Origin of the sequence: Streptomyces sp. NPDC006879 (assembly GCF_042869595.1) — a bacterium.
GTDB lineage: Bacteria > Actinomycetota > Actinomycetes > Streptomycetales > Streptomycetaceae > Streptomyces.
In genome coordinates this window covers 1-26,231 of record NZ_JBIAGC010000003.1, presented here as the reverse complement: position 1 = coordinate 26,231, position 26,231 = coordinate 1, and the positions used below count along the sequence as shown (strand labels likewise).

Sequence of the window (26,231 nt, the reverse complement as noted above, 5' to 3'; positions counted from 1 at the left end):
CGGCTACTCCTGTCCCAGCGGTCGGAGTTCGTACTTGGGATTGAAGAGCACCCGACGACCGTGGCTCATCGAGATCCGGCCGGACGCGATGAGCTTGCGGCCCGGCTCGATGCCCACGATGGAGCGCCGGCCGAGCCAGACCACGTCCAGGGCGGCGGAGCCGTCGAAGAGCTCCGCCTCCAGGGCCGGTACTCCGGCCCGCGGTCGCAGGGTGACCGTCCGCAAGGTACCAGTCACCTTAACGATCTGGCGGTCGGTGCAGTCACAGATCCGGGTGCACCCCGTGGCCTCTGCGTCCTCCTGCAGCTCCGCGGAGTGCAGCTCCTCCTGCGACGTCGACAGCCGCTCGATCATCCGTCGGAACCGGCCGACCGGTCTCGCGGGCTTATCCGAACGAGGTACAGCACTCATACAGGAAGCCTACCGGCGTGTCGGGGTGCGCTCGAAGCGGTACCCCCTGCCGGGTTCGGTGATGAAGTGCCGTGGCTGCGCGGGGTCGGATTCCAGTTTCCGGCGCAGCTGGGCCATGTACACCCGCAGGTAGTTGGTCTCGGTGCCGTACGAGGGCCCCCAGACCTCCTGGAGCAACTGCTTCTGGCCGACCAGTCGGCCGTCATGGCGGACCAGGACTTCCAGGAGGTGCCATTCGGTGGGGGTCAGGCGCACGTCCGCGCCGTTGCGCCGCACCCTCTTGGCGCCTAGGTCCACGGTGAATCCGGGGGCCTCCACAATCGACTCCTCCCCCGTCCCGGCTACGGGTTCGGCCCGGCGGACGGCGGCCCGCAGCCGGGCCAGCAGCTCGTCCATGCCGAAGGGTTTGGTGACGTAGTCGTCCGCTCCCGCATCGAGGGCCTGGACCTTCTCGTCGGAGCTGTGGCGTGCGGAGAGGACCAGGACCGGCACCCGGGTCCAGCTGCGCAGCGCCCGGATCACCTCTACTCCGTCGCCGTCGGGGAGACCGAGATCGAGGATGACCACGTCCGGACGGTGCGCTCCGGCCAGCTCCAGGGCCGTGGCGCCGTCCTGCGCGGAGTCCACCTGGTAGCCGCGGGCCTTCAGGTTGATCACGAGGGCCCTCACGATCTGCGGCTCGTCGTCCACCACGAGGACCCTGGTCATCCGGTCCTGCCCTCTTCCGTATCCGATTGCCCCTGGGTGCCGGTACCGCCGTCGGCACGGGTGGGGCGTACGCTCCCGCCACCCGGCTGCTGCTCCACCCCGGGGTACACCTGTCGTATTAGTACACGGTCCTCCGCTGCGGCTGCACGCAGGGTCAACACCATGGTGAGGCCGCCGCCCGGGGTGTCCTCCGCGGTGAGGGTGCCGCCCATGGCCTCGGTGAATCCACGGGCGACGGCGAGGCCGAGCCCCACTCCCGTACCACGGGGGGCGTCCCCGTAGCGCTGGAAGGGCGCGAAGATCCGCTCCCGACCCTCCTCCGGAACTCCGGGCCCGCGATCGACGACGCGGACCTCCACCCGGTCCGCCAGGGCGCTGGCGGAGATCTGCACCCGGGCACCCGAGGGGCTGTACTTGACGGCGTTCTCCACCACATTGGCGACCGCGCGTTCCAGCAGACCCGGATCCACGGCCACCATCGGAAGGGATTCCGGCACGTCCAGTCCCACGCTGTCCTCCGGCACCCCGCTCAGCGCCATCGGGACCACCTCGTCCAGGTCGACCTCCCGGATCAGGGGGGTGACCGTGCCGGTCTGCAACCGGGACATGTCCAGAAGGTTCCCGATGAGCGCGGCCAGCCGGTCGGCACCGTCCTCGATGCCCTCCAGCAGGGCGGCCCGGTCCTGCTCGGACCACTCGATGTCAGTGGAGCGCAGGGAGCTGACCGCTGCCTTGATGGCAGCCAGCGGGGTGCGCAGGTCGTGACTGACGGCGGCGAGCAGCGCGGTCCGGATCCGATTGCCCTCCGCCAGCCGCCTGGCTTCCTCGGCCTGGCCCACCAGCCGCTGACGGTCGAGCACGACCACGGCCTGCGCGGCGAAGGCCCCGAGGACCCTGCGGTCCTCGGCCGGCAGCACACGACCGGTCAGGGCCAGCGCCATGTGATCGCCGACCGGCATGTCCACATCGGCGTCCTCCGGCCGCGCGGCGGGCCGTGGCCCCACACGTGCGGCCCGGGTCCAGGGCTCGGTGCCGCCGGCTCGCTCCAGGAGGGCGACCGAGTCCATCCCGAACGTCTCCCGCACCCGCTCCAGGAGGGCGTCCAGCGAGGTCTCACCGCGCAGCACGCTTCCGGCGAGGACCGAGAGGATCTCGGACTCGGCGCGCAGTCGGGCCGCCTGTTGGGTGCGCCGGGCGGCGAGGTCGACCACCGAGGCCACCGCCACCGCCACCGCGAAGAACACGGCGATGGCGACGATGTTCCTGGGGTCAGCGATGGTCAGCCGGTGCAGGGGCGAGGAGAAGTAGTAGTTCAGGAGCAGCGAACCGAAGGCGGCGGAGGCCAGCGCGGGCGCCAGGCCGCCGAGCAGGGCCGAGCCGACCGTGAGGGCGAGGAAGAGCAGCATGTGGTTGGCGAGCCCCAGGTCGCCGTCCACGTGCGTGAGGACCCAAGCAAGCAGTGCGGGCCCGGCCACACCGACCAGCCAGGCCCAGATGGTCCGGGATCGCCCCAGCCGGGCGCCGGCCCGGGCCACCGGCAGCCCGCGGCCCTTGGCGGCTTCCTCGTGGGTGACGATGTGGACGTCGAGGTCGGGCCCCGAGTCACGGGCGACCGTGGCGCCCACCCCGGGGCCGAAGACGTACTGCCAGCTCCGGCGGCGGCTGGAGCCCAGCACGATCTGGGTGGCGTTGACTCCGCGGGCGAACTCCAGCAGCGCAGCCGGTGCCGCGTCACCGATGACGTGGTGGAAGGTGCCGCCGAGGTCCTCCACCAGCCTGCGCTGGACGGCGAGCTCCCTCGGCGAAGCCGCATCCAGTACGTCGCTGCGCGCGATGTGGACGGCCAGCACCTCCCCGCCGGCGCCCTTCTCGGCGAGGCGGGCAGCTCGGCGGATCAAGGTGCGCCCCTCCGGCCCACCGGTCAGCCCGACCACGATCCGCTCCCGGGCCTGCCAGGTCGAGCGGATCCCGTGCTCGCCCCGGTACTCCCGTAGGTAGGCGTCCACCCGGTCGGCGGTCCAGAGCAACGCCAGCTCCCGCAGGGCCGTCAGATTGCCGGGACGGAAGTAGTTGGAGAGGGCCGCGTCGACATCCTCGGGCCGGTAGATGTTTCCGTGCGCCATCCTGCGCCGCAGGGCCTGCGGGGACATGTCCACCAGCTCGACCTGATCGGCCCTTCGCACGACCTCGTCGGGGACGGTGTCCTGCTGGCGAACCCCGGTGATCGACTCCACCACATCGCCGAGTGACTCCAGGTGCTGGATGTTGACGGTGGTGATCACTTCGATGCCGGCGTCGAGGAGCTCCTCGACGTCCTGCCACCGTTTGGCGTTACGCGAACCGGTGGCGTTGGTGTGGGCGAGCTCGTCCACCAGGGCCACCGCCGGGCGGCGCGCCAGGACGGCGTCCACGTCCATTTCGACCTGGACACCCCTCGGGCCCGGGTACCGTCGGCGCGGGACCTGTTCGAGGGCGCTCGACTGGGCCTGGGTCCTGGGACGGCCGTGGGCCTCGACGAAGCCGGCCACCACATCGGTGCCGCGCTCCATCCGACGCTGCGCCTCGGCAAGCATCGCGTAGGTCTTGCCCACGCCGGGTGCCGCGCCGAGATAGATCCGAAGCTTGCCGCGTCCCATGCAGACATTGTCGGTCACGGCTGCACGTGGAGGGGCTCCGTCAAGCACGGCAGAAAGCGCCGGTGGTCCGCACCCCCACGGGTGCGGACCACCGGTCGTCAGCCTCTACACGCTCCTAGGGCGCCGAAAGCCCGCCGTTCAGCGAACCTCGGTGATCTCGGGGCCGCGCTGGAGCTGCCCCATCCCGCCGGAGAAACGGGAACTCTCCTGGTCCTCGGTCTGCACGCCGTCCGGCACCATCTGCGCGTCGTTCGGCAGCTTGAGGACGATCGGGTCCCGCGGGGCCATCGGGCCGTCACCGCGCACCACCACGGTGTCACGGAAGATCTGCTCCAGCAGGCCGGCGGCCTCGGGCTGGACCGCGCCCTGCCCGGAGATCACCCCGCGCAGGAACCAGCGCGGACCGTCCACGCCTACGAATCGAACCAGCTGTACACCGCCGGTTCCGTCGGGCAGCTGCACGGGAACCTGGGCACGGAGCTCCCAGCCCAAGGGACCCTCGACCTCGTCGACGATGCCGCCCTGCTGGGTGATGCCCGAGGCGATCTCCTCACGGACCTCGCCCCAGATGCCTTCCTTCTTCGGCGCGGCGAATGCCTGGAGCTGGACCGCGCTGTCACGCAGCACCACCGTCGCGGCGACGATCGCGTCCCCGGCGACCTCGACCCGCAGCTCCATGCCCTCGACTCCGGGCACGAAGACGCCGCCCAGGTCGACCCGGCCCTCGGCCGGGGAGGTGACCTCTTCGAGGTCCCAGGGGCCGTCCGGTCGCGGGGCCGGCGGCAGGTTCATCCGGCGCGGCGCGCTCGTGTCGAAACCGGCGGCGTCCTCGTCAGCCTCGGCGCCGTCGACGACCTGCTCGGCCTCGCCTGCCGCGTCCACAGCGTTCTCGGCGGCACTGCTCTTCTTGCGACGTCCGAACACGTCACTGTCCTTCCCGGTCGGATACGACCGAAGCGTAGCCATTCCCACCCTGCTGCCCAGCGTCGGATCCGGCCACAGCGGCGTGCCCGCCGGTGGACCCGAAGCCCCCCTCAGCCCTTGCCGAGCCGGGAAGTTCCGCGACCTCGTGGAACCGCACCTTCTCGACACGCTGGACAACCAGCTGGGCAATGCGGTCGAACCTCTCGAACCGGACGGTCTCCCGCGGGTCGAGGTTGACCACGATCACCTTGATCTCCCCACGGTACCCGGCATCCACCGTCCCTGGGGCATTCACCAGGGCAAGCCCGCATCGGGCCGCGAGCCCGGAGCGGGGGTGCACGAAGGCGGCGTAGCCGTCGGGCAGGGCGATCGAGACACCGGTGGGCAACACCGTCCGCTCGCCGGGGGCGAGCTCGGCGGCCTCGGTGGTCACCAGATCGCAGCCGGCGTCACCGGGATGCCCGTACGCGGGAATCGGCACCCGCGGGTCCACGAGCTTGATGAGGACGTCGACTGGTTGGTGCGCTTCTCGCATCACGGGTTCACCTCGAAAGCGCGGGTACGCCTGACCTGGTCGGGGTCGGCCATGGCCGCCTGGATCTCCTCAGGCCGACCGTTGTCGATGAAGTGGTCGACCTTGACCTCGATGAACAGGGCGTCGGCACGCACGGCGACCGGGCCCTGCGGCCCGCCTATCCGGCCGACCGCCGAGGAGTAGATCTTCCGGCCGGCGACGGCGGTGACCTCGGCCTGGAGGTGGAGCACCGTGTCGACCGGGACGGGGCGTAGGAAGTCCGTCTCCAGCCTTCCAGTCACCGCGATGACCCGCAGCAGCCAGTTCAGCGAGCCCAGCGTCTCGTCCAGCGCGGTGGCCAACACCCCTCCGTGGGCGAGGCCGGGGGCGCCCTGGTGGACCGTCCGGACGGTGAACTCCGCGGTGACGCTCACGCCGTCCCCGGCACGGGCTTCGAGGTGCAGCCCGTGCGGCTGCCCCCCGCCGCAGCCGAAACAGTGCTCGTAGTGCGCGCCGAGGAGTTCGCCGGGCGCCGGGGCATCGGGATGCCGCACCGGCGCGGCGGCGTCGGCCGGGGGTGTCAACGCTGTGTTTCGTCCACTCACAGCCGCAGACCTTACCCGCGCAGCTACCCGCGAGTCGCGCCGTGCCAAGCTTGGGGGCATGCAGCTCTCCGCCACTCACTACGACGAACGCCTGACCGCCCCCCGCTCATGGTGGGCGATCGTCGTACTCGTCGGCGTCGCCGGCGCCCTGATCGCCCTTCCGCTCGGACTGCTGCCGACGCTGGTGGGCCTGGTCGGCGGATGCGCGTTCGCGGGGCTGCTGGTGAGCTCCTACGGTGCGGCGAGGGTGCGGGTGGTGGGTGGGGCGCTCGCCGCCGGGGACGCGCGGATCCCGTTGGCCGCGCTGGGAGAGCCGCATGTGCTGAACGCGGAAGAGGCCCGGGCCTGGCGCACCCACAAGGCGGACCCCCGCGCCTTCATGCTGATGCGTAGCTACGTGCCGACCGCGGTGCGGGTGGAGATCATCGACCCGGCGGATCCGACACCGTACGTCTATCTGTCCACGCGCAAGCCGCAGGAACTGTCCCAGGCGCTGCGGGCGGGCCGGCCCGACGCCTGAACCGGCGGCACGGAACGAACAACGCGGCCGAAGGAGCCTCAGCCGAGGTGCCAGGGGCCCTCTACGGCTCTGGGGTCCACGGTACGGGCGTCCAACGGCGCCCGTGGACGCTCCAGCGGGGGCAGCTGCGGCAGAGCGTGCCAGGGAACGGCGCCGCGGAGCAGGTCTGCGCGCACCTTCTCGGCGATCTTCTTGGTGTCGCGCCGGTTGAGTGCGGCGCCAACGGCCGCTCCGATCATGAAGGGCGTCAGGTTCGGCAGGTTGCGCACCATCCGCTTCATGATCTGCTGGCGCAGCTCCCGCTTGAACTGGCTGCCCAGCGCCGCGTTGACGGTGGCGGGTCTGGCCACGTCGATGCCGCGCTCCTCGGTCCATGCGGTGAGGTAGGCGTGGCTGCGCGCTATGAGCTTGCCCTGGGGGCGCTGACCATAGACCTCGTGGAGTTCGGCGATGAGCTTGAGCTCGATCGCAGCAACGGCGGTGATCTCGGCGGCCAGCTCCGCCGGCATCGCGGGCGGGACCGGCAGCATGGCAGCCGCGCCCACACCGGCCCCAACGGTGGACGTGGCCATGACCGCACCCGCGATCAGCTTGTCGGCTAGCTGATCGGGATCGAGGCCCGGGAACTGCCTGCGCAGTGTCCCCAGGTCACGCACGGGCACGCGTGGGGCGTTCTCGATGAGGCGGTCGGCCAGATAGGCGATGGCCACCCGAGCGCCTTCACCGCTCTTGCGGACGCCGTTCTTGACGGTGTGGGCCGCCTGTGCGGCCTGCTGCCGTCGAGCCCCGGGCGTCCGCCGGGGCTCCTGTTCGGTCCCCGTGACCTCCGGCAGCGACGAGAGCCCCGCAGTGCCCTCCAAGGGGGCTTCCAGGCCCTGTGGGGGGCCTGGGAAGCCCTCGTACGCCTCCGGTGAACCCTGCTTCCGGTAGCGGCGCTTGCGGAACGGCGACGAGCCTGCCACGGCCGGCCGGCCTCAGTCGCAGTCGCGACAGATCGGCTGGCCGTTCTTCTCGCGGGCCAGCTGACTCCGGTGGTGCACGAGGAAGCAGCTCATGCAGGTGAACTCATCGGCCTGCCGAGGCAGGACGCGTACGGACAGTTCCTCGTTGGAAAGGTCCGCGCCGGGAAGTTCCAGGCCCTCGGCGGCCTCGAAGTCGTCTACGTCGACGGTGGAAGCCGACTTGTCGTTGCGCCGGGCCTTCAGCTCCTCAAGGCTGTCCGAATCGACGTCATCGTCGGTCTTGCGTGGGGTGTCGTAGTCCGTTGCCATATTCGCTCTCCCCCTCTGGGTGTTAGCGGTGTCTCAGCGCACGTAACGCGCGAGAGGCCGGACTTGTGCCCGACCTGAGGCGGAGATTTTGCCTCACATCAAGGTCTGTTACTCAATCGACACCCAGCCGGACCCCCGAAGAGGCCTGCGGCTTGGATGGCGATCGGGACCGTACACGGTCCCGGGGGCACTCCGCTCAGGTGTCACCCCCTGTACTTCCCGCCCGAATAGGGGCCGGAAACCCGGACTTTTCCCGGTTTTCCTGCCCTTTCCGAGGTCACGGACCGTACATGATCCATAACACTTCACTGTGATCGATCACACAGAAATTCGGCCGAGGCGAACCAGTCACACGCGGCCGATTCCAGGCAGATTCCGCCCAAAGCGAACAACAGTCGGAAAGGTGGCTCAGAGCGGGAGCGTGACCCGCATCACCAGGCCACCGCCCTCCCTGGGCTCGGCGATGATACGGCCACCGTGGGCCCGCGCCACCGACCGTGCGATGGAGAGCCCGAGACCCACTCCCTTGTCGCTGCCCGTACGCTCGGTCCGTAGACGCCGGAAGGGCTCGAAGAGGTTGTCGATCTCGTAGGCGGGGACCACCGGCCCGGTGTTGGAGACCGTGAGCACGGCCTGACCGTGCTGCGTCTGCGTGGTGACCTCGACCCAGCCGCCTTCGGCGATGTTGTACCGAACGGCGTTCTGGACGAGGTTCAGGGCGATCCGCTCCAGCAGCACGCCGTTGCCCTGGATCACCACCGGTGCCCGCTCACCGCGGATCTCCACGCCCTTGGCGTCCGCCTCGCCGTGCGCCTGGTCGATGGCGCGCGCGGCCACCTCGGCAAGGTCCACGGGCTTGCGCTCGATGATCTGGTTGTCACTGCGGGCCAGCAGCAGCAGGCCCTCCACCAGCTGCTCGCTGCGCTCGTTGGTGGCCAACAGCGTCTTGCCGAGCTGCTGGAACTCCACGGGCGCGTTGGGGTCCGAGAAGTGCACCTCCAGCAGGGTGCGGTTGATCGCTAGCGGGGTCCGCAGTTCGTGTGAGGCGTTCCCCACGAAGCGTTGCTGCGCCGTGAAGGCCCGCTCCAGACGGTCCAGCATCTCGTCGAAGGTGTCGGCCAGCTCCTTGAGCTCGTCGTCCGGGCCGTCGAGCTGGATGCGGCGGCTCAGGTCAGACCCGGCCACCTGCCGCGCCGTCCTGGTGATCTCACCGAGCGGGGACAGCACCCGTCCCGCTATGGCGTACCCGAACGCGAAGGCGATCACGCTGAGCCCGAGCAGGGCCATCAGGGAACGGCTCAGGAGGTCGTCCAGGGCCTCCTTGCGCCGCTCGTTGATGCACTGCGCCACGGCCTGGTTGAACTCGTTGACGTCCAGGATGCCGGTCACTCCGGCACAGCTGCTGCTGGATACCCGGACGTTGTCCCCGCCGTCGATCTGGAACGGAGCCGCATTGCCCACGTGCAGGGCCTGGGCGGCCAGCAGGTAGATGATCGACAGCAACAGGATCCCGGCGATCAGGAACATGCCGCCGTAGAGCAGCGTGAGGCGTATCCGGATGGTGGGCCTGAGCCAGGGGAAGGGACCCTCGGCGGGCGCCGGGGGCCAGGTCGGTTTCGGAGGCGCCGCGGGGGGCGTGGGATTGGCTGCCATGCGGCGTCAGATCCGATAGCCGGAGCCGGGCACGGTGACGATGACCGGTGGCTCGCCGAGCTTGCGGCGCAGGGTCATCACGGTGACCCGGACCACGTTGGTGAAGGGGTCGGTGTTCTCGTCCCAGGCCTTCTCCAGCAGTTGCTCGGCCGACACCACGGTGCCCTCGCTGCGCATGAGGACCTCCAGAACGGCGAATTCCTTGGGTGCGAGCTGCACCTCCCGGCCGTCCCTGAACACCTCGCGGCGGTTGGGGTCCAGCTTGATGCCGGCTCGCTCCAGCACGGGGGGTAGCGCGACGGTGGTGCGTCGCCCCAGGGCGCGCACCCGGGCGGTCAGCTCGCTGAAGGCGAACGGCTTGGGAAGGTAGTCGTCCGCCCCGAGCTCCAGCCCCTCCACTCGATCGCTGACGTCCCCGGAGGCGGTCAGCATCAGCACCCGGGTGGGCATGCCCAGCTCGACGATCCTGCGACAGACGTCGTCCCCGTGGACCAGGGGCAGGTCCCGGTCGAGCACGACCACGTCGTAGTCGTTGACACCGACCCGTTCCAGAGCCGCGGCGCCGTCGTACACGACGTCGACGGCCATGGCCTCCCGGCGCAGTCCAGTGGCCACCGCATCGGCGAGCAGTTGCTCGTCCTCGACGACGAGTACGCGCACGGCGCATTCCCTCCTCTGACCCCGCCCGGGCGGGTGTTCTTCGTCACTCTACGAATGCGTCCGCATACGGACACGCAGCAGCGATCACGTGCATCTGCGCCTCCATCCTGCCCGGTTTCGCTGTAAACCGGCTGTAAGGCGGCCTCGGTCGAGGACAGCCGACGCCTCCGGTCCGATCCTCGGGCGAGGATTCCCGGCATCGACGAGGTTTCTGGCTCGCGGGTGCAGGGGAGGACGACTGCACATCTCGATCACCCCTCGTATGCGGCGCGCCACGCCCTCGCCAGGGTGATCACCACTCGGCACACCCGTGCCACGACCCACGACGAGGGGGCGCACCATGGACGCATTCACCGCAGGCCTTCTGCAGCGCATCACCACCACGGAGTCCGACCTCCGCAGGGCACGCGAGACGGGCGACGACTTCCTGGTCGAAGTCGAGCAGGCAGAGCTGGACGATCTGCACCGCCTCGCAGCCGAGCACGGCGTGGAGGTCAGCAGCGTCTAGGGATCCCCGTTCGGATCCGCCTGACACGATCCGGACCAAGGACCCCGGGCACTGACCGCCCCGGACGGCAGCCAGCTGTCCGGCCCGCCCACCGAACCCTTCCTCCCATCGACCCCCTTCCCCCGCACGCCGAATCGCGCGGCGCGGGGGGACTTGGGCCCCGCACCGGTCGGTGCGGGGCCCAAGTCCTGTGCCCACCCGGGTCGGCGCCGCGGACGTCAGTCGTGCCAGGCGCCGAGCGCCTCCAGGAGCTGCTGAAGCGGGTCGAAGACGGCTTCCGTGGCCGCCAGTACCAGTTCTCCCGAAGCGGGTTGGCCAGGGCGACCTCCGGTCAGCGCGCCGGCCTCACGGGCGATCAGGACGCCGGCGGTAAGGTCCCAGGGTGCGAGCCCGCGCTCGTAGTACCCGTCGAGCCGTCCCGCGGCGACATCACAGAGGTCGATGGCGGCGGAGCCACAACGCCGGATGTCGCGCACCCTCGGGATGATCTGCTGGACCACGTCGGCCTGATGGGCGCGGCGGCCTTGGAGATAGCCGAAGCCGGTGCCGATCAGCGCCTGGTCCATCGGCGCCGCGGGCCGGCAGCGCAGCGGCTTGCCGTTCGACTGCGCCCCACCCCCGAGGACGGCGCTGTAGGTCTCGGCGCGCATCGGCGCCTCCACCACACCGACCACCGTCCGCCCCTGGTACTCCACGCCGATGGATACCGCCCAGTCGGGCCGGCCGTAGAGGTAGTTCACCGTGCCGTCCAACGGGTCGACGATCCAGCGGACCCCACTGGCCCCCTCGCTGCTGGCACCCTCCTCGCCGAGCAGGGCGTCCTCGGGTCGGCGCTCGGACAGGAATCCGGCGATCAGCTTCTCGGCGGCCAGGTCCATCTCGGTGACGACGTCGACCGGGCTGGACTTGACCGCGGCGACGCCCAGATCCGCCGGCCGGCCGTCACGCAACAGTTCGCCCGCCCGACGGGCGGCCTCCAGGGCCAGCCGGAGCAGTTCCCCGGTCAGCTGCTCGTCCACGGGTCCTGCGGAACCTTCCTTGGCGTCCACGGCTCTCCTCACGCGTAAGGGCTGTCCGCCCCGGCGGCGGCCGGGCGGGGTGCACGAGCCGGGCAGCAGCCCACCGCGCACAGGTCGTGGCTTGGGCCGAGGGCGCCGAGGGCGCAGCGCTCGGGCCGCAGGCCGCGTTCAGCCGCGGCCCGCTCCAGCAGTAGCTCGCGCACCGCGGCGGCGAACCGGGGGTCCGCACCCACGGTGGCCGACCGGGCGAGCGGCAGCCCGAGCTCAGCGGCCTTGGCGGTGGCCTCGGTGTCGAGGTCGTACTTGACCTCCATGTGGTCCGAGACGAAACCGATCGGGACCATCACGACGGCGGGGGCGCCGGCTTCGTGTCGCTCCTCCAGGTGATCGCAGATGTCCGGCTCCAGCCACGGAACGTGCGGGGCGCCGCTGCGCGACTGGTAGACGAGCCGCCAGGGCCGCTCGGCCACCTGGGTGCGGACAGCCACGGCTTCTGCGATCACCCGGGCGACGTCCAGGTGCTGGCGGACGTAGGCGCCGCCCTCGCCGTCTCGGGTGTGCCCCTGCGGCGGGCCGGAGGCATCTGCGGCGGCCGTGGGGATGGAATGGGTGGTGAACGCCAGCTGGGCGCCGTCCCGCACCCCTCGGGGCAACGACTGAAGGGCCGCGAGCACCCCGTCGATCATGGGGTCGATGAATCCGGGATGGTTGAAGTACAGCCGGAGCTTGTCCACCCGGGGCAGCGCCAGGCCTTCGGCGGCGAGTGCGGCCAGGGAGTCGGCGAGGTTCTCGCGGTACTGCCGGCAGCCGGAGTACGAGGCGTAGGCGCTGGTGGTCAGGACGGCGATGCGGCGGTGGCCGTCGGTGACCATCTCGCGGAGCACGTCGGTCAGGTAGGGAGCCCAGTTCCGGTTGCCCCAGTACACGGGCAGGTCTAGCCCGTGCTCGGCGAAGTCCTTGCGCAGGGCGTCGAGGAGCATGCGGTTCTGGTCGTTGATGGGGCTGACCCCGTCGAACAGGAAGTAGTGCTGCCCGACCTCGCGGAGCCGCTCTCGGGGGATCCCCCGGCCGCGCGTCACGTTCTCCAAGAACGGAACAACGTCGTCCGGGCCCTCGGGGCCGCCGAAGGAGAGCAGCAACAGGGCGTCGTAGGGGCTTGCGGAGTCGGGGGTGTGGAGGTCTGACATGCCTGAAATCCTGCCACCCGTGCCGGACGGCCCGCGGGCGACCCGGCCACGAGCCAACAAGTAAGGTTTACCTAAGTTGCACATGGGAAACCCCGTGCAGATCGGCACCCGCCGCCCGTAATCTGTGTGGGCCTATTACATTCCTTACGGAGCCCCTCTTGGCCAGTCCCTACCGGGCGATCTTCGCCGCTCCCGGTTCCGCACGTTTCACCGCAGCCGGACTCCTGGGTCGCATGCCACTGTCCATGGTGGGCATCGGCATCGTCACGATGATCTCCGAACTCACCGGACGCTACGGGCTGGCCGGCGCCCTGACCGCCACCCTGGCCCTGTCCGCGGCGATCCTCGGCCCGCAGATCTCCCGCCTCGTCGACGAGCACGGACAGCGCCGGATACTTCGGCCGGCCACCCTCATCGCCGTGGCCGCCGTGGGCGGCTTGCTGATGTGCGCCCAACAAGGCGCCCCCGACTGGACGCTGTTCCTCTTCTCGGCCTGCGCGGGCTGCGTCCCGAGCGTGGGTTCGATGGTCCGCGCACGCTGGACGAACATCTACCGCGAGGCACCGAGGGAACTGCACACCGCCTACTCCTTCGAATCGGTCGTCGACGAGATCTGCTTCATCTTCGGGCCGATCGCGGCGATCGGACTGTCCACCATCTGGTTCCCGGAGGCCGGACCGCTGATCGCCGCGCTGTTCCTCCTGGTAGGCGTGTGGTGGCTGACCGCGCAACGCGCAACCGAACCCGCGCCGCACCCCCGCAGGGCGGGCGCTTCCAAACGCTCCGCCCTCCGCTCCCGGGGACTCCAGGTACTGGTGGGTACGTTCACCGCCGCCGGCGCCGTCTTCGGCTCGGTCGACGTGGTGACCGTGGCATTCGCGGAGGAGCAGGGCAACAAGACCGCGGCAAGCCTGGTGTTGGCCGTCTGGGCGCTCGGTTCCTGCCTCTCCGGCGTGGTCTTCGGCCTGCTGCACCTGAAGGGTGCACCGGAGCGCCGTTGGGTACTGGGCGTATGTGCGATGGCCATGAGTATGATCCCCCTCCTACTGGCCGGGAACCTTCCGTTTCTGGCCGTGGCGCTCTTCGCCGCGGGCCTCGCCGTCGCACCCACGATGATCACCACGATGGCCCTGATCGAAGCGCACGTACCGCGCGAGCAGCTGACCGAGGGCATGACCTGGACGAGCACCGGGCTCGCGGTCGGCGTCGCGCTCGGCTCCTCGGCCGCCGGCTGGGTCATCGACGCCGCCGGGGCGAAGAGCGGGTACGTCGTGTCGGTGGCGGCCGGGGCGACCGCGGCGGCGGTGGCGTTCGCGGGTTACCGCCGGCTGACCAGGCCGGCGCGACGGGAGGGGCCCGATGAGCACGACGACACTGAAGAAGCACAGCACGTGGCGTAACTGGGCGGGGAACGTCACCGCCCTACCCGCCCGCACCACTTCCCCGACAACGGTCGAGGAAGTACGCGAAGCAGTCCGCCGGGCTGCCGCCGAAGGGCTCAGGGTGAAGGCGGTGGGGACCGGCCACTCCTTCACCGCGGCAGCCGCCACCGACGGGGTGCTGCTGCGCCCCCAACGCCTTTGCGGCGTACTGGAGATCGACCGGCGGGCCGGCACGGTGACCGTGGGCGCGGGCACCACGTTGAAGGCGCTGAACGTGGCACTGGCGCAGGAAGGGCTGTCGCTCACCAATATGGGCGACATCATGGAGCAGACCGTCTCCGGCGCCATCAGCACCGGCACCCACGGCACGGGACGGGATTCGGCCTCCCTCGCGGCGCAGGTCCGTGCCTTCGACCTCGTCACTGCCGACGGCAGGGTGCTGCACTGCTCGGAACAAGGCACCGAGGAAGAACGCACCGCGTACGCGGCGGCCAGGGTGGGGCTGGGCGCACTGGGCGTCCTCACCACCCTCACACTGGCAGTGGAGCCGGTGTTCCTGTTGACAGCCCGCGAAGAGCCCATGCCCTTCGACCGTGTGCTCACTGAGTTCGACCGGTTCGTCGCCGAGAACGAGCACTTCGAGTTCTACTGGTTCCCGCACACCGGCAACTGCAACACCAAGCGCAACAACCGCAGCGCCGGCCCGGCGGCCCCGCCCGGCGCGGTCAGTGGCTGGATCGAGGACGAACTGCTTTCGAACGGCGTCTTCCAGGCCGCCTGCACCGTGGGCCAGTTCCTCCCGGCCACCATCCCGACCATCGCCCGGGTGGCGAGCAGAGCGCTGTCCGCGCGTACCTACACCGACATCCCCTACAAGGTGTTCACCTCACCCCGGCGGGTGCGCTTCGTGGAGATGGAGTACGCACTGCCCAGAACGGCGGCGGTCGAGGCCCTGCGGGAACTGAAGGCGATGATCGAGCGCACCGGGCTGCGGATCAGCTTCCCGGTGGAGGTGCGCACCGCCCCCGCCGACGACATCGCGCTGTCCACCGCCTCGGGACGTGACACCGCCTACATCGCCGTGCACCAGTACCGGGGTACGCCGTACCAGGCCTACTTCACCGCCGCCGAACGCATCTTCACCGCCCACGGCGGACGGCCGCACTGGGGCAAGGTGCACACCCGCGACGCCGAGTACCTCGCCGGTGTCTACCCGCGTTTCCAGGAGTTCACCGCGCTGCGTGACCGGCTCGACCCCGACCGGGTCTTCGGCAACGACTACCTGCGGCGCGTGCTGGGCGAATGATCGCTGCGACTCCGCGCCGGCCGGCTCATCCGGTCGGCGCGGAGTCGGGCTCGGTGGGCTGTTCCGCGCGAGGAACGGGGTCGCTCGGCGAGGACGAAGTGGACGTAGAGGGCGAAGAAGGCGTGGAGTCCGCGCCCGCGGACTCCGAAGAGGCCGAGGGCGCAGGAGTGGCGGACTGCCGGCCCCCGTCTTGACCACCGGTCCCCGTGGGTGTCGGTGCGGGCTCGACGGGGCTCTGGCTCCCGCCCGACCCGGACCCACCGGCACCCCGCGAACTGCTCGGGCCGGGTGGGTGGGTCGGCTCCTTCGAGGGAGACTCCTGCCTCCCCTCTCCCGATCCCTTCTTGGAGCCGACGAGCCCACCGACCGTGGTGCTGGCTCCGCTTGACCCCACGGCGCCGCCGGCCACCCATTCGTAGGCGGTCAACCCGCCCATGGCCACGCCGAACACCACAGTCGCCGCGAGCGCCGTGCGCTTCCAGCCGCGCATCCGGGTGCCATGCACCGAGGGCCGCCCGAACTCCGACGGACCGGGCCCCCTCAAGGCGGCCGTCACGGACGAACCGGCGGCGCCGCCGCCACCAGGTATCGGCGCTCCGGGGCTCTTCTCCTCACGTCCGGCCCCCGACCGGCCGGCGCGGCTGGCCGCGCCCTTCAACTGCTGCCCGGTACGGGTGAAGAAGTGTTGGAAGACGGAGCCACCGGCGGTGGCCACGACACTCACCACACCCGCCCCGATGATCGTCCCGTACACACCGAGTCTGGACGCGAGGACCGCAGCGGTGACCGCTGCCAGCGCGCTACCGGCCACCTGAGCAACGCTCAGGTCCAGCCTCCTGTCGGTTCCCTCAGCCATCCCTGCCCTACCGTCCAGCGGTACGCCTTCTTTTCGGACATCCGCCCCATTCACTCCTGAGTGACTATCGGGCGGCAGCTTTGGTTCCGGTTGGGTGGATTCTGTGAAGCACACCACCCACGCGCCCGCTCCCGTACGCACTTCCGCGTGTCAACTCGCCTACCGCGGGACAAGTTCGGCGGCGCGGCGGTCCACCCAGGTGGCCCGAATGGAGTACTGTGGCCAACCCTGAGGCCGGACTCCCTGCGGGATGCCCGGCTACGGGAGGGGGCCGAAAACGGCACTCGTACCGGCGGTGGCGCCGCAACCGCACGGAAGCCGCTGCGCAGAGTGACCGTTCGTCACTTTGCGTTGCAAAGAGCAACCGTGCCACAGCGGCGATCATGGGTGCATGCCCGACACGCCGGTTGAACTCGGCAAGGTTGTGGCAGGCTGCACCCGGGCAGGCCACACTCGACTAGCGGAAGCAGCGACGCAGGTGACGTCGGCAGGCACCACCCGGGAGGTCCCCATGCCCGAACTGCGTGTCGTGGCCGTCTCGAATGACGGCACACGACTGGTGCTCAAGGCTGCCGACAGCACGGAGTACACGCTTCCGATCGATGAGCGGCTCCGGGCCGCCGTGCGCAACGACCGCGCCCGGCTGGGTCAGATCGAGATCGAGGTGGAGAGCCACCTCCGCCCCCGCGACATCCAAGCCCGGATACGAGCCGGCGCCTCCGCCGAGGAGGTCGCACAACTCGCCGGCATCCCGGTGGACAGGGTCCGTCGATTCGAGGGCCCGGTACTCGCGGAGCGCGCGTTCATGGCCGAGCGTGCCCGTAAGACCCCCGTGCGCCGCCCCGGTGAGAACACCGGACCGCAGCTCGGCGAAGCCGTGCAGGAGCGCCTCCTCATGCGCGGGGCCGACAAGGACTCGGTGCAGTGGGACTCCTGGCGCAGGGACGACGGCACCTGGGAAGTACTGCTGGTCTACCGGGTTGCCGCTGAACCACACGCGGCCAGCTGGACGTACGACCCGCCCCGGCGACTCGTGCAGGCAGTCGACGACGAAGCCCGGAGCCTCATCGGCGAGACCGACGATCTGAGCGCCCCGGAACCGAGCTTCCCGTTCGTGCCCAGGATCGCGCGGCTACCCCGCGACCGACCTCTGGACCGATCCCTCGACCGCCAGTTGGAGCGCGCGCCCTCCGCCGCCCCGGAAGCCGAGGAGGAACGCGACTCCCTCACCAGCCTCCTGGAGGCGGTACCCAGCTTCCGCGGCGACCTCGTGGTGCCGGAGCGTCCGGCGGCCCTACCCGACCCGGAGGAGTCCGAAGCCGAGGCCGAGGAGCCGCCCGCTCCAGCCGCCTCGGCGGGCGCCGGCGCGGCCTACGCCGACGTCCTGATGCCCCGCGCCGTAGCAGGACACCGGGACAGGCTGACCGGCACCACCGACCGGCAGGCGGAAGCCGACGGGGTGCGCCCCGGCAGGCGCGCCGCGGTGCCCAGCTGGGACGAGATCGTCTTCGGCACCCGCCGCAAGAAGCAGGAGTAGTGGTCCACTGGTGGTGCCGGGAACGGCACCACCAGCACCCACGCCCCGCGACACGGCCGGCACCGGCGCTGTCAGGAGGCGTCGGCCCCGGTGGCCACGGGACGCGTGCCGTCGGCGCACCAGTCAGACCAACTACCCGCGTAAAGCGCCGCCCGGACCCCGGCCAGCTCCAGGGCGATCACCTGCTGGGCAGCGGACACCCCCGAGCCGCAGTAGACACCCACCTGAAGGTCCTCGGTCACCCCGAGCCCGGCGAAGCGTGCCTTGAGGACCTCCGCCGGCAGGAAACGTCCCTCCGCGTCCAGGTTCTCGGTGGTGGGGGCGCTCACCGCGCCGGGGATGTGGCCGGCTACCGGATCGATCGGCTCGGTCTCCCCGCGGTACCGCTCCCCCGCCCTGGCATCCATCAACAGCCCCGATCGGGCCATCGATGCGGCGCCGTCCGCATCCAGCAACCGGGCTCCACCCGGTACCGGTTTGAAGTCCCCGGGCGCCGGCCTGGGTTCCTCCGCGGACAGCGGGTGGCCGGCAGCCTTCCAGGCGCCAAGCCCACCGTCCAGCACCCGCACGTCCGGGTGTCCCGCCCAACGCAGCAGCCACCAGGCCCGAGCCGCACCCCACCCCACCCAGCCGTCGTAGACGACGACCGGCGCTTGGGCCGTGACGCCTGCCCGGCGCATCGCGGCACCGAAGGCTTCGACCTCGGGCAGCGGATGGCGTCCACCGACGCCCGGCGGGCCGGCGAGCTCCCGGTCCAGGTCTACGAACACGGCTCCGGGGACGTGGCCGGCCTCGTACTCGGCGTGCAGGCCCTTCACGCCCAGCTGGTATCGGATGTCCAGGAGCACCGGCGGCCTGGGACTGGCCACGGCAGCGGCCAGCTCGGATACGGAGATGATCGGGTTCATGGCCCCATCCTCGCGCAACCCCGTACCGGTGACTAACCGTCCAGGACGAGAACGACCAGGTGGAATCAGCCAACCTCACCCGCCGGTGTCCAGAAAACGGCCCGGTCAGGGCGCGCAGACGGCCAGGTGGTGGAAGCATCTGCGACGGATGCCCCGCGCACCGAACGGACCGCGGGGCGTCCCTTCCCTGCACGGCCGCCCGACGGTCCGAGGAGACTATGACAATGACCGAGCCTTTGACTCGGCGTACGCCCGGCACTCCCTGCTGGGTGAGCCTGATGGTGCACGGCCTCGCCGCCACCGAACAGTTCTACGCGGCGCTGTTCGGCTGGGAGTACGTACCCGGCCCGCAGCAACTCGGGCCCTACGTCCGGGCCGTCCTCGACGGCAAGGAGGTGGCCGGCATCGGTGAGCTCCCGCGCGACCGGTACCTGCCGACCGCCTGGACCACGTACTTGGCCACCGACGACGCCGGACGGACGGCCGAGGCGATCCGTAGTTGCGGCGGGACCGTGGCCGTCGGCCCCCTGGAGGCCGGGGACGCCGCACGGGTGGCGATCTGCTCCGATCCCGGGGGCGCGATCTTCGGAATCTGGCAGGCCGCCGGCCACACCGGGACCCAGCTGTCCGGCGCCGCCGGCACGCCGGTCTGGAACGAGCTGCTCACGCAGGAGACTTCGACGGTCGGAAAGTTCTACGCATCCGTCTTCGGCCATGAGGTGGAGCAGGAGGTCTCAGCGGACCTCGACTACCTGACGCTACGTCTGGCCGGTCGGCCGGTCGCCTCCGCCCACGGGGTCGGCAGGGCCCTGCCGCGGGACCGGGGGGCTCACTGGATGACGTACTTCGAGGTGGCGGACCCCGACGCGGCAGCCCAGCAGATCACCACCCTGGGCGGCCGGGTGCTCCAGGCCCCCCAGGAGGGGCCGGCCGGCCGGATGGCCGTCGTCGCGGACCCGGAAGGCGCGGTGTTCACGATCCTGCGTTCGGCACGCTGAACCTCGACTGGGCTCTTCCCCGCAGGGCCCAGGGCGGCCCGATGGGTGCCCGATCAGGCGTGGTTGACAGGCAGGACGTCCGGGGAAAGGGCCCCGGCGTGGGCCGCGGCGCTCGTCACGCGGCGGCGGTGATGGCGTCGGCACAGCACCTCGTATCCGACCTCGCCCGCCGCGCGGTTCACATCACCGACCACCACCTGAGCGCCCTCGACCACCATCTCCCCACCCACCGTCCGGGCGTTGTGCGTGGCACGGGCACCACACCAGCACAGGGCCTCGACCTGAAGTTGCTCGATCCGATCGGCCAACTCGATCAACCGCTGTGAACCGGGGAAGAGCTTGGTACGGAAGTCCGTGGTGATACCGAAGGCGAAAACGTCCAAACCCAACTCGTCCACGACCCGGGCCAATTGGTCGATCTGCTCCGGCGCGAGAAACTGGGCCTCGTCCACGATCACGTAGTCGACCTTGCCGCCCTGTGAGAGCTGCCGCACGAGGTACCCGTACAGGTCCATGCCCTCCGCAGCCTCCACCGCCTCCGTGACCAGGCCGAGACGCGAGGACAGCTTCCCCTCACCAGCCCGGTCATCCCGCGTGAAGATCACACCCTGAAGCCCCCGGGCCGAACGGTTGTGCCCGATCTGGAGAGCCAAAGTACTCTTCCCGCAATCCATGGTGCCGGAGAAAAATACCAATTCGGACATCAGTGGAAGGAGACCTTTCGGGTCGGGTGGAACGGGCCCCGCCGGCGCCAGGCGCCTTGGGATGGGCCCGCGCCCCGGCGGGCACACATCCGCACACTGTCCTTCTCCGCGCAGAAGAACACCAGCTCGGGCATGGGGAGTCGAGAAGCTTTCGGGCCAGGGGAAAGGGGCGGGTGAAGGAGGAGGGTCAGGAGCGTACCTGGAGCAGCGGCACGAGCTGCTCGGCGGGAACCATCGAACCGTGCATGCCGGTCATGGCCGATTCGTTGGGCTCCCGGATCGACGCCGTGATCGCCACGTCCGCGTGCGCGGCGGCGAGCACGTCCCCGATCCGCCCGGTCACCCGCTCATCACACTCGCCCGGCGCCCCGAACCAGCCCGCCGCGAGAGCTTCCTCACGGCTGGCGACCCAGAAGCGGTCCCCGAGCACCTCGCGCCAGCAGGCGAGCACGTCGGCCTCGGCGCCGGGAACCGCGTACACGTGGCGGGCCCGTCCCTCCCCGCCCAGAAGGGCGACTCCGGCGCGCAGCTCCCAGTCCTCGTCGAAGTCGATCCGAGACTCCTCGTCGAAGGCGATGTCCACCATGCCGTGGTCAGCGGTGATGTACAGGGCGGTGCGGGCGGGGAGCTGTTCGGCCAGCCGCTGTGCGAGCCGGTCCACCCTCATCAGCTGTCCGCGCCAGTCGTCGGAACGGACCCCGAAACGGTGACCGGCGCCGTCCAGCTCGCTGTAGTAGGTGTACACCAAGGCCCGGTCAGCGCAGGCCAGTTGCGCCGCGGCGAGGTCCATCCGGTCCTCTCCGGTCAACCGTCCGTGGAAGGTCCCGCCGCTCAGGGCGATCTTGGTGAGCGGCGTGTGCTGGAAGTCCGGGGAGGACACCTGGGAGGTGGCGATGCCTGCCGCGTCAGCCAGCTGGAAGACGGTCGGATACGGCTGCCAGGCGTGCGGGTCGGTCCACGGCCGCCACCGGAGCTGGTTCATCAACGCCCCGGTTTCCGGGTCCCGCACGGTGTAGCCGGGCAGACCGTGGCGGGCCGGCGCCAGACCGGTTCCCACCGAGGCCAGGGATGTGGCGGTGGTGGCCGGAAAGCCCGCGGTGAGTGGACGGCCGGTGTCGCCGCGGGAGCTGGCCAGCAGCGAGGTGAGGAAGGGGGCTTCCGCGGGGTGGTCCTTGAGCTGCTCCCAACCGAGCCCGTCCACCAAGAACACGCAGTTGCGGTCGGCCGGAGTGAGTTCGGGCAGGGAGGCCGTGAGGTCAGGAACGCCCTGCCCGGCCGCGAGGGTGGGCAGCAGGTCGGCGAGCGAGCCGGTGCCATAGGCAGGCACGGGTGCGGTCCCGAGATCGAGGAGGGCCGGTTCGGGCTCGGGCCAGGCGGAGTGCGTCATCGGGTCGGCCTCAGCGGCCGGGCACTGCGGACGCGGCGGTGGCCTCGGACAGCGCCTGGGCGAAGACCAGGGTCTGCCGGACGGTGTCGGGACCGTCGCCGGCCTCGCTGACCCTGAGGCTCAGGTCGTCGGCCGTGGAGTTGCCGGTGTAGCCGTGATCGGCGTCGCAATTGGGGTCGCCGCAGGCGGCGGGCTCCAGGTCCAGACGGGACACGGCGCCCCAGCCGATGGTGAGGACGACTTCTCGGGGCAGGGTGCCGGGGGTGTACGACTCGGGATTGGAGACCACCCGACTGACCACCACGGAGGAGATCGCACCGATCTTCACGGATTCCGTGGAGGTGGTGGCGTAAGGGGTGGTGGAGCCTGCGTCCGGGGCCTGCTCGTCGGTGTGGCTGACGATGAACCGGTTGCCGGTCAGGACGAGCACGGTGACATGGCGGCGCACCTCGTTGGAGTCGAAGGTGGTCTCCTGGTGCACGAGGTACGACGAGACCGGCTCGCCGCCCACAGCGGCCTCCACCGCGTCGGCCACGAGGGCCGGGTAGTAGCCGCTGCGCTCGATCGCCGCGCGCAGCCCCTGGGTCGTCGTACCGGATTTCGCCATGAGGTCCATCCTAAGGCCCGGACGGGGGCGGTAGCCCCGCCTGGGAGCTGGCGTCAGTAGCTCGGCAGGGTTCTCGGCCCAAGGTCGGTGCGGGCCGGCGGACGGGCGACCCTGACGGTGGCGCTCAACACGGACAGGCCCCCGGCTGCGACCACCACCGGTTCCAGGGACACCCCGGTGATCTCGGCATGCTCGTCCACCATCCGCGAGACCCGGAGCAGCAGGTCCTCCAAGGCGGCGGTGTCCACGGGGTCGCTGCCGCGCCAGCCGAAGAGGAGCGGTGCCGCCCTGATCGAGCGGACCAGCTCGGCGGCATCCCGGTCGGTGACCGGGACGAGACGGTGTCCGGTGTCGCCGAGGAGCTCCGAGGCGACCCCGGCCAGGCCAAAGGAGAGCACAGCGCCGACGGCGGGGTCGACGGTGGCGCGCACCACGGTGTCCACACCCCGGCGGGCCATCGCCTGAACCACGGGAAGCAGTTCGCCGGGCGCGCCCAGAGTCTCGGTGAGCTCCTCGTAGGAGCGGAGCAGTTCGGCCTCGGTCGTGAGGTCGAGGCGGACGCCGCCGAGGTCGGCGCGGTGGCGCAGGTGGGGGGCGGTGGTTTTCAGCGCCACGGGATATCCGAGCCGGCGGGCGGCTTCGGCCGCTGCGGCGGGGGTGGAGGCGGGCAAGGTGGGGTAGACCGAGATCCCGTAGCGGGCGAGCAGTTCCCGCGCGTCGTCATCGGTGAGAGCCGCACTCTGCGTCCCGGTGAGCGTTTTGGTCAGCCGCTCCAGTTGAGCGGCGGCCCCGGCCTCGTCCAGGTCCTGGTACTGGGGCACCCGCCCCGGCTCGGCGGCCGAGCGGCGCCATGCGCCGTAGCGCACGGCTTCGGCGAGGGCCCGTGCCGCGCGTTCCGCGGCGGGGTAGGCGGGGATCCGGCGGTTTGCGGGCGCTGGCGGTAGCGGCTCGGTGGCGGGTGCGGCGCCGAAGAGGGCCGCCGCGAGCCCGTCCATCTCCACGTGGACCACGGCGACCGGTTTGACGGGGCCGGCCGCGGTTGCCTCGCGCAGTGCGGCGGCCAGGACGTCCGTCCCCTCGCTCCCCTCGATGCCGCTCTCCCCGACCCAGGGGATGGCGGTGACCACCACGGCGTCGCTGCGCTCGTCGGCCAGGGCTCGGGTGAGCGCGCTACGGAAGTCCGCAGGGGTGGCCGCGGTGGTCAGGTCCAGCGGGGGCAGCGGGCGCAGTCCTTCGGTCAGGCAAGCGTCGTAGGTGAGCAGCCCCAGGGATTCGGAGTTGCCCAGGATCGCGATGCGGGGGCCTTCGGGCAGCGGCTGTCCGGCCAGCAGCAGGCCGGCATCGACGAGTTCGGTGACCGTGTCGACCCTGATCACGCCGGCCTCGCGCAGCAGCGCCGAAACGGTGGCGTCGGGGATGCGGGTGGCGGGCACGGTGTGCCCGGCCGGGGTGGCACCGCTGTGCCGGCCTCCTTTGACGACCACGACCGGCTTGACCGCGGCCGTGCGACGGGCGAGGCGGGTGAACTTCCTCGGGTTGCCGAGGGTTTCGAGGTAGAGGAGGGCGACGTCGGTTGCCGGGTCCTCGTACCAGTACTGGAGGAAGTCATTGCCCGAGACGTCCGCCCGGTTGCCGGAGGAGATGAACGAGGAGAGTCCCGCCCCGCGGTGCAGCAGTCCGGACAGCAGGGCGATGCCGATCGCCCCGGACTGGGTGAACAGCCCGATCCGGCCGGGGGTGGGGGGCGCGGGCGCCAAGGAGGCGTTGAGCCGGACGTCGGCGGCGGTGTTGATGACCCCGAAGGCGTTGGGTCCGATGATCCGCATGCCGTAGCTGCGGGCTTGGCGTACGAGTTCACGCTGGCGCTCGGCGCCGGCAGGGCCGCTTTCGGCGTAGCCGGCGGACAGGACCACCAGTCCCTGCGCTCCGTGCTCGCCGCAGTCGGCGACCGCTTCGGGTACCCGGTCGGCCGGCACGGCCAGTACGGCGAGGTCGACGGTTTCTCCGGTGGCCTCGCCGAGGTCGGACAGCGAGCGATGGGCGGGGACGCCCTCCAGTCGGATCTGGTCGGGTCCTGGGGGCAGCTTGTGGTTGATCGCGTAGGTGTGGCCGGTGAAGCCGGAGCCAGCGAGGTTGCGCAGCACGGCGGCGCCCACCCCGCCACCGGAGCGGCTGACCCCGATGACGGCGACCGAGCGGGGAGAGAGCAGCCGTTGGACGGAACGGGCTTCGGCACGTTGTTCGCGGGCCCGCTGGACGGCCAGGGACCTGGCCGTGGGTTCGAGGTCGAGGGTGAGGTGGACCGACCCGTCCTCGAAGGAGCGCTCCTGGGTGTAGCCCGCATCCGTGAACACCTTGATCATCTTGGTGTTGGCCGGGAGCACTTCCGCGGTGAACCGGCGGATGCCGCGCTCGCGGGCGACAGCCCCGATGTGTTCGAGAAGTGCGGAGGCCACACCCCTCCCCTGGTGAGAGTCCTGCACGAGGAAGGCGACCTCGGCGACATCGGCCGGCAGGGAAGCAGGGCGACCATCGGGTCCGGTGCGGTCGAAGCGGACGGTGGCGATGAAGTCCCCTGCGATGGTCGCGGCCAACCCCACTCGGTCCACGTAGTCGTGGTGGGTGAAGCGTCGGACGTCACGGTCGGAGAGTCGGGGATAGGGGGCGAAGAAGCGGTAGTACTTCGATTCGTCCGAGACCTGTTCGTAGAAGCTGACCAACCGGCCGGCGTCTTCGGTGGTGATCGGCCTGATCCGGGCAGTGCCGCCGTCACGCAGCACGATGTCCGCTTCCCAGTGGGCCGGGTACGAGATGTCCGACGCGCTCCGCATGGGCCAAGAGTACGGGGCACGCCCGCGAGGCGGGATAGGCAACGAGCCATATACCGGTGCAAGCTGGACACGGTCGAGCGGCGGGTGGACGGCAACCGGAGGCCGGTCCGAGCATTCCGCAGCATATGGGAGACTGGTCTAGACAACCGGTAAGAACCTGAAGGGCATCACCATGGCAGAGCGCCGCGTCAACGTAGGCTGGGCCGAGGGCCTGCACGCTCGTCCCGCCTCGATCTTTGTCCGTGCCGCCACGGCTTCCGGAATCCCGGTGACCATCGCCAAGGCCGCCGGCACCCCGGTCAACGCCGGGTCCATGCTGGCCGTGCTCGGCCTCGGGGCACAGGGCGGCGAGGAGATCGTGCTCGCCTCCGACGCCGAAGGCGCCGAGGTCGCGCTCGACCGCCTCGCGAAGCTGGTGGCCGAGGGACTGGAAGAGCTTCCCGAGACCGTGTAGTCACCCCACACCTCCACGATTGAGCCGCGCCCCTCCCGGAGGGCCGCGGCTCAATCGTTTGCCGACTGCACCGGGAAACGCAGCCAATGAGCCTTTTCCAACCTGGTTCTGAAGTGCGGCTGTTGGGCTGACAACATGGTGAAGCCCCTGGTAGATGGGTTTTCGACCAAGAAAACCAGCTCCACCAGAGGCTTCACGTGCTTGTCTACCCGTCGGGCGTCGACGTGTCCAGCTCCGCCCTCCGCTTCCTCGCACAGCAACTGCGACGCCACCGCCGCACGATCGGCTCCCGGTGGCGGCGCCTCAGCGCCGGCCGCCAGGCCCTGCTCACCCTCGCCCACCTGCGGATGGGCCACACCTACGCCCAGCTCGCCGCCGGATTCGACATCGGCACCACGACGGCCTACCGCTACGTCACCGAGGCGGTCGAGCTCCTGGCCGCTCTCGCCCCGGTCCTGACCGACGTGGTGCGGACCGCTTCGGCCAAGGCGTACCTGATCCTGGACGGCACCCTGCTACCCATCGACCGCATCGCCGCGGACCGGCCGTTCTACTCCGGCTGTGATGATGGTCGTGTCGCTCCGGCCGCGCCTGACTCGTACTCTGGCTGGCTGCTTGTGCCTTGTGTTTGATCTGTCGGCCCGG

General features: G+C 70.6%; 25 protein-coding genes and 1 pseudogene. 8 read left to right on the top strand and 18 right to left on the bottom strand.

All coding sequences use genetic code 11. The features are described from left to right. Positions 1 to 3: 3 nt before the first annotated feature. The 6 genes from ACFYMC_RS03345 to ACFYMC_RS03320 form a co-directional block, all read right to left on the bottom strand. A complete protein-coding gene (locus ACFYMC_RS03345; protein ID WP_388518051.1) occupies positions 4 to 411 on the bottom strand; it encodes an OB-fold nucleic acid binding domain-containing protein in 408 nt (135 codons plus the stop codon). A gap of 9 nt (positions 412 to 420) precedes the next feature. Next, positions 421 to 1,119, bottom strand: a complete 699-nt coding sequence (locus ACFYMC_RS03340; RefSeq protein ID WP_388518048.1) for a response regulator — start codon at positions 1,117 to 1,119, stop codon at positions 421 to 423. Beyond that, positions 1,116 to 3,755, bottom strand: coding sequence for an ATP-binding protein (locus tag ACFYMC_RS03335; RefSeq protein WP_388518045.1), 2,640 nt, complete (start codon positions 3,753 to 3,755; stop codon positions 1,116 to 1,118). The genes ACFYMC_RS03340 and ACFYMC_RS03335 overlap by 4 nt, the downstream gene beginning before the upstream one ends. Before the next feature lie 138 nt (positions 3,756 to 3,893). Further along, the gene (locus tag ACFYMC_RS03330; protein WP_388518042.1) at positions 3,894 to 4,679 is read right to left on the bottom strand and encodes a DUF3710 domain-containing protein; all 786 of its coding nucleotides are present in this window, start codon (positions 4,677 to 4,679) and stop codon (positions 3,894 to 3,896) included. 1 nt (position 4,680) lies between these two features. Then, positions 4,681 to 5,214: a dUTP diphosphatase gene (dut, locus tag ACFYMC_RS03325; protein WP_388518039.1), complete on the bottom strand. Its 534-nt coding sequence runs from the start codon at positions 5,212 to 5,214 to the stop codon at positions 4,681 to 4,683. Then, positions 5,214 to 5,798 (bottom strand): PaaI family thioesterase, encoded by a 585-nt coding sequence (locus ACFYMC_RS03320; RefSeq protein ID WP_388518036.1) that lies wholly within the window; start codon positions 5,796 to 5,798, stop codon positions 5,214 to 5,216. Before ACFYMC_RS03320 ends, dut begins: the two co-directional genes overlap by 1 nt. A 58-nt stretch (positions 5,799 to 5,856) precedes the next feature. On the opposite strand from ACFYMC_RS03320, the gene ACFYMC_RS03315 reads away from it, so the two are divergent. Further along, on the top strand, positions 5,857 to 6,318 hold the full coding sequence (locus ACFYMC_RS03315) for a DUF3093 domain-containing protein (RefSeq protein WP_388518033.1): 462 nt from the start codon (positions 5,857 to 5,859) through the stop codon (positions 6,316 to 6,318). 38 nt (positions 6,319 to 6,356) lie between these two features. Here ACFYMC_RS03315 and ACFYMC_RS03310 read toward each other — a convergent pair whose 3' ends face one another. The 4 genes from ACFYMC_RS03310 to ACFYMC_RS03295 form a co-directional block, all read right to left on the bottom strand. After that, positions 6,357 to 7,280, bottom strand: a complete 924-nt coding sequence (locus ACFYMC_RS03310; RefSeq protein ID WP_388518030.1) for a hypothetical protein — start codon at positions 7,278 to 7,280, stop codon at positions 6,357 to 6,359. A 12-nt stretch (positions 7,281 to 7,292) separates the two neighbouring features. Beyond that, on the bottom strand, positions 7,293 to 7,589 hold the full coding sequence (locus ACFYMC_RS03305; protein WP_388518027.1) for a DUF4193 domain-containing protein: 297 nt from the start codon (positions 7,587 to 7,589) through the stop codon (positions 7,293 to 7,295). Between the two features lie 408 nt (positions 7,590 to 7,997). After that, positions 7,998 to 9,242 (bottom strand): sensor histidine kinase, encoded by a 1,245-nt coding sequence (locus tag ACFYMC_RS03300; RefSeq protein WP_388518024.1) that lies wholly within the window; start codon positions 9,240 to 9,242, stop codon positions 7,998 to 8,000. A gap of 6 nt (positions 9,243 to 9,248) precedes the next feature. After that, positions 9,249 to 9,902 carry a response regulator transcription factor gene (locus tag ACFYMC_RS03295; protein WP_388518021.1) on the bottom strand — a complete coding sequence of 218 codons (654 nt, stop codon included), beginning with the start codon at positions 9,900 to 9,902 and terminating at the stop codon, positions 9,249 to 9,251. 340 nt (positions 9,903 to 10,242) lie between these two features. Between ACFYMC_RS03295 and ACFYMC_RS03290 the strand changes: the two genes are divergently transcribed. After that, the gene (locus ACFYMC_RS03290) at positions 10,243 to 10,410 is read left to right on the top strand and encodes a hypothetical protein (protein WP_388518018.1); all 168 of its coding nucleotides are present in this window, start codon (positions 10,243 to 10,245) and stop codon (positions 10,408 to 10,410) included. Between the two features lie 218 nt (positions 10,411 to 10,628). Here ACFYMC_RS03290 and ACFYMC_RS03285 read toward each other — a convergent pair whose 3' ends face one another. Beyond that, complete coding sequence (locus ACFYMC_RS03285; protein ID WP_388518015.1) at positions 10,629 to 11,459, bottom strand: inositol monophosphatase family protein; 831 nt, start codon at positions 11,457 to 11,459, stop codon at positions 10,629 to 10,631. A gap of 8 nt (positions 11,460 to 11,467) precedes the next feature. After that, a complete protein-coding gene (locus ACFYMC_RS03280) occupies positions 11,468 to 12,616 on the bottom strand; it encodes a ferrochelatase (RefSeq protein WP_388518012.1) in 1,149 nt (382 codons plus the stop codon). A gap of 158 nt (positions 12,617 to 12,774) precedes the next feature. Between ACFYMC_RS03280 and ACFYMC_RS03275 the strand changes: the two genes are divergently transcribed. Beyond that, on the top strand, positions 12,775 to 14,016 hold the full coding sequence (locus ACFYMC_RS03275) for an MFS transporter (protein ID WP_388518009.1): 1,242 nt from the start codon (positions 12,775 to 12,777) through the stop codon (positions 14,014 to 14,016). Then, complete coding sequence (locus ACFYMC_RS03270) at positions 13,976 to 15,304, top strand: D-arabinono-1,4-lactone oxidase (RefSeq protein WP_388518006.1); 1,329 nt, start codon at positions 13,976 to 13,978, stop codon at positions 15,302 to 15,304. Before ACFYMC_RS03275 ends, ACFYMC_RS03270 begins: the two co-directional genes overlap by 41 nt. 25 nt (positions 15,305 to 15,329) lie before the next feature. On the opposite strand, the gene ACFYMC_RS03265 is transcribed toward ACFYMC_RS03270, so the two are convergent. After that, positions 15,330 to 16,160 (bottom strand): hypothetical protein, encoded by an 831-nt coding sequence (locus ACFYMC_RS03265; RefSeq protein ID WP_388518003.1) that lies wholly within the window; start codon positions 16,158 to 16,160, stop codon positions 15,330 to 15,332. Positions 16,161 to 16,638: 478 nt separating this feature from the next. Between ACFYMC_RS03265 and sepH the strand changes: the two genes are divergently transcribed. Beyond that, a complete protein-coding gene (gene sepH / locus ACFYMC_RS03260) occupies positions 16,639 to 17,697 on the top strand; it encodes a septation protein SepH (protein WP_388518000.1) in 1,059 nt (352 codons plus the stop codon). A 71-nt stretch (positions 17,698 to 17,768) separates the two neighbouring features. Here sepH and ACFYMC_RS03255 read toward each other — a convergent pair whose 3' ends face one another. Beyond that, a complete protein-coding gene (locus ACFYMC_RS03255) occupies positions 17,769 to 18,605 on the bottom strand; it encodes a sulfurtransferase (RefSeq protein WP_388517997.1) in 837 nt (278 codons plus the stop codon). 224 nt (positions 18,606 to 18,829) lie between these two features. On the opposite strand from ACFYMC_RS03255, the gene ACFYMC_RS03250 reads away from it, so the two are divergent. After that, positions 18,830 to 19,603, top strand: a complete 774-nt coding sequence (locus ACFYMC_RS03250; protein ID WP_388517994.1) for a VOC family protein — start codon at positions 18,830 to 18,832, stop codon at positions 19,601 to 19,603. Positions 19,604 to 19,656: 53 nt separating this feature from the next. On the opposite strand, the gene ACFYMC_RS03245 is transcribed toward ACFYMC_RS03250, so the two are convergent. The 4 genes from ACFYMC_RS03245 to ACFYMC_RS03230 all read right to left on the bottom strand — a co-directional run bounded on the left by ACFYMC_RS03245 (position 19,657) and on the right by ACFYMC_RS03230 (position 25,132). Next, positions 19,657 to 20,307, bottom strand: a complete 651-nt coding sequence (locus ACFYMC_RS03245; protein WP_388517991.1) for a thymidine kinase — start codon at positions 20,305 to 20,307, stop codon at positions 19,657 to 19,659. A 187-nt stretch (positions 20,308 to 20,494) separates the two neighbouring features. Next, positions 20,495 to 21,694, bottom strand: coding sequence for an alkaline phosphatase family protein (locus ACFYMC_RS03240; protein ID WP_388517988.1), 1,200 nt, complete (start codon positions 21,692 to 21,694; stop codon positions 20,495 to 20,497). Positions 21,695 to 21,704: 10 nt separating this feature from the next. Then, a complete protein-coding gene (locus ACFYMC_RS03235; RefSeq protein WP_388517985.1) occupies positions 21,705 to 22,301 on the bottom strand; it encodes a DUF5998 family protein in 597 nt (198 codons plus the stop codon). A 53-nt stretch (positions 22,302 to 22,354) separates the two neighbouring features. Further along, positions 22,355 to 25,132 (bottom strand): GNAT family N-acetyltransferase, encoded by a 2,778-nt coding sequence (locus ACFYMC_RS03230; protein ID WP_388517982.1) that lies wholly within the window; start codon positions 25,130 to 25,132, stop codon positions 22,355 to 22,357. A gap of 172 nt (positions 25,133 to 25,304) precedes the next feature. Between ACFYMC_RS03230 and ACFYMC_RS03225 the strand changes: the two genes are divergently transcribed. Together ACFYMC_RS03225 and ACFYMC_RS03220 are read left to right on the top strand one after the other, a co-directional pair. Beyond that, a complete protein-coding gene (locus ACFYMC_RS03225) occupies positions 25,305 to 25,586 on the top strand; it encodes an HPr family phosphocarrier protein (protein ID WP_388517979.1) in 282 nt (93 codons plus the stop codon). A 197-nt stretch (positions 25,587 to 25,783) separates the two neighbouring features. Next, positions 25,784 to 26,146 (top strand): annotated as a pseudogene (locus ACFYMC_RS03220) (transposase family protein); the annotation flags it as partial. Positions 26,147 to 26,231: the final 85 nt, after the last annotated feature.

Excerpts from the sequence above, each read along its gene's own strand:
- ACFYMC_RS03345 (WP_388518051.1), bottom strand. The coding sequence starts at position 411 with ATGAGTGCTGTACCTCGTTCGGATAAGCCCGCGAGACCGGTCGGCCGG.
- ACFYMC_RS03340 (WP_388518048.1), bottom strand. The coding sequence starts at position 1,119 with ATGACCAGGGTCCTCGTGGTGGACGACGAGCCGCAGATCGTGAGGGCC.
- ACFYMC_RS03335 (WP_388518045.1), bottom strand. The coding sequence starts at position 3,755 with ATGGGACGCGGCAAGCTTCGGATCTATCTCGGCGCGGCACCCGGCGTG.
- dut (WP_388518039.1), bottom strand. The coding sequence starts at position 5,214 with ATGCGAGAAGCGCACCAACCAGTCGACGTCCTCATCAAGCTCGTGGAC.
- ACFYMC_RS03315 (WP_388518033.1), top strand. The coding sequence starts at position 5,857 with ATGCAGCTCTCCGCCACTCACTACGACGAACGCCTGACCGCCCCCCGC.
- ACFYMC_RS03305 (WP_388518027.1), bottom strand. The coding sequence starts at position 7,589 with ATGGCAACGGACTACGACACCCCACGCAAGACCGACGATGACGTCGAT.
- ACFYMC_RS03300 (WP_388518024.1), bottom strand. The coding sequence starts at position 9,242 with ATGGCAGCCAATCCCACGCCCCCCGCGGCGCCTCCGAAACCGACCTGG.
- ACFYMC_RS03290 (WP_388518018.1), top strand. The coding sequence starts at position 10,243 with ATGGACGCATTCACCGCAGGCCTTCTGCAGCGCATCACCACCACGGAG.
- ACFYMC_RS03280 (WP_388518012.1), bottom strand. The coding sequence starts at position 12,616 with ATGTCAGACCTCCACACCCCCGACTCCGCAAGCCCCTACGACGCCCTG.
- ACFYMC_RS03270 (WP_388518006.1), top strand. The coding sequence starts at position 13,976 with ATGAGCACGACGACACTGAAGAAGCACAGCACGTGGCGTAACTGGGCG.
- ACFYMC_RS03265 (WP_388518003.1), bottom strand. The coding sequence starts at position 16,160 with ATGGCTGAGGGAACCGACAGGAGGCTGGACCTGAGCGTTGCTCAGGTG.
- ACFYMC_RS03255 (WP_388517997.1), bottom strand. The coding sequence starts at position 18,605 with ATGAACCCGATCATCTCCGTATCCGAGCTGGCCGCTGCCGTGGCCAGT.
- ACFYMC_RS03250 (WP_388517994.1), top strand. The coding sequence starts at position 18,830 with ATGACCGAGCCTTTGACTCGGCGTACGCCCGGCACTCCCTGCTGGGTG.
- ACFYMC_RS03245 (WP_388517991.1), bottom strand. The coding sequence starts at position 20,307 with ATGTCCGAATTGGTATTTTTCTCCGGCACCATGGATTGCGGGAAGAGT.
- ACFYMC_RS03240 (WP_388517988.1), bottom strand. The coding sequence starts at position 21,694 with ATGACGCACTCCGCCTGGCCCGAGCCCGAACCGGCCCTCCTCGATCTC.
- ACFYMC_RS03235 (WP_388517985.1), bottom strand. The coding sequence starts at position 22,301 with ATGGCGAAATCCGGTACGACGACCCAGGGGCTGCGCGCGGCGATCGAG.
- ACFYMC_RS03230 (WP_388517982.1), bottom strand. The coding sequence starts at position 25,132 with ATGCGGAGCGCGTCGGACATCTCGTACCCGGCCCACTGGGAAGCGGAC.
- ACFYMC_RS03225 (WP_388517979.1), top strand. The coding sequence starts at position 25,305 with ATGGCAGAGCGCCGCGTCAACGTAGGCTGGGCCGAGGGCCTGCACGCT.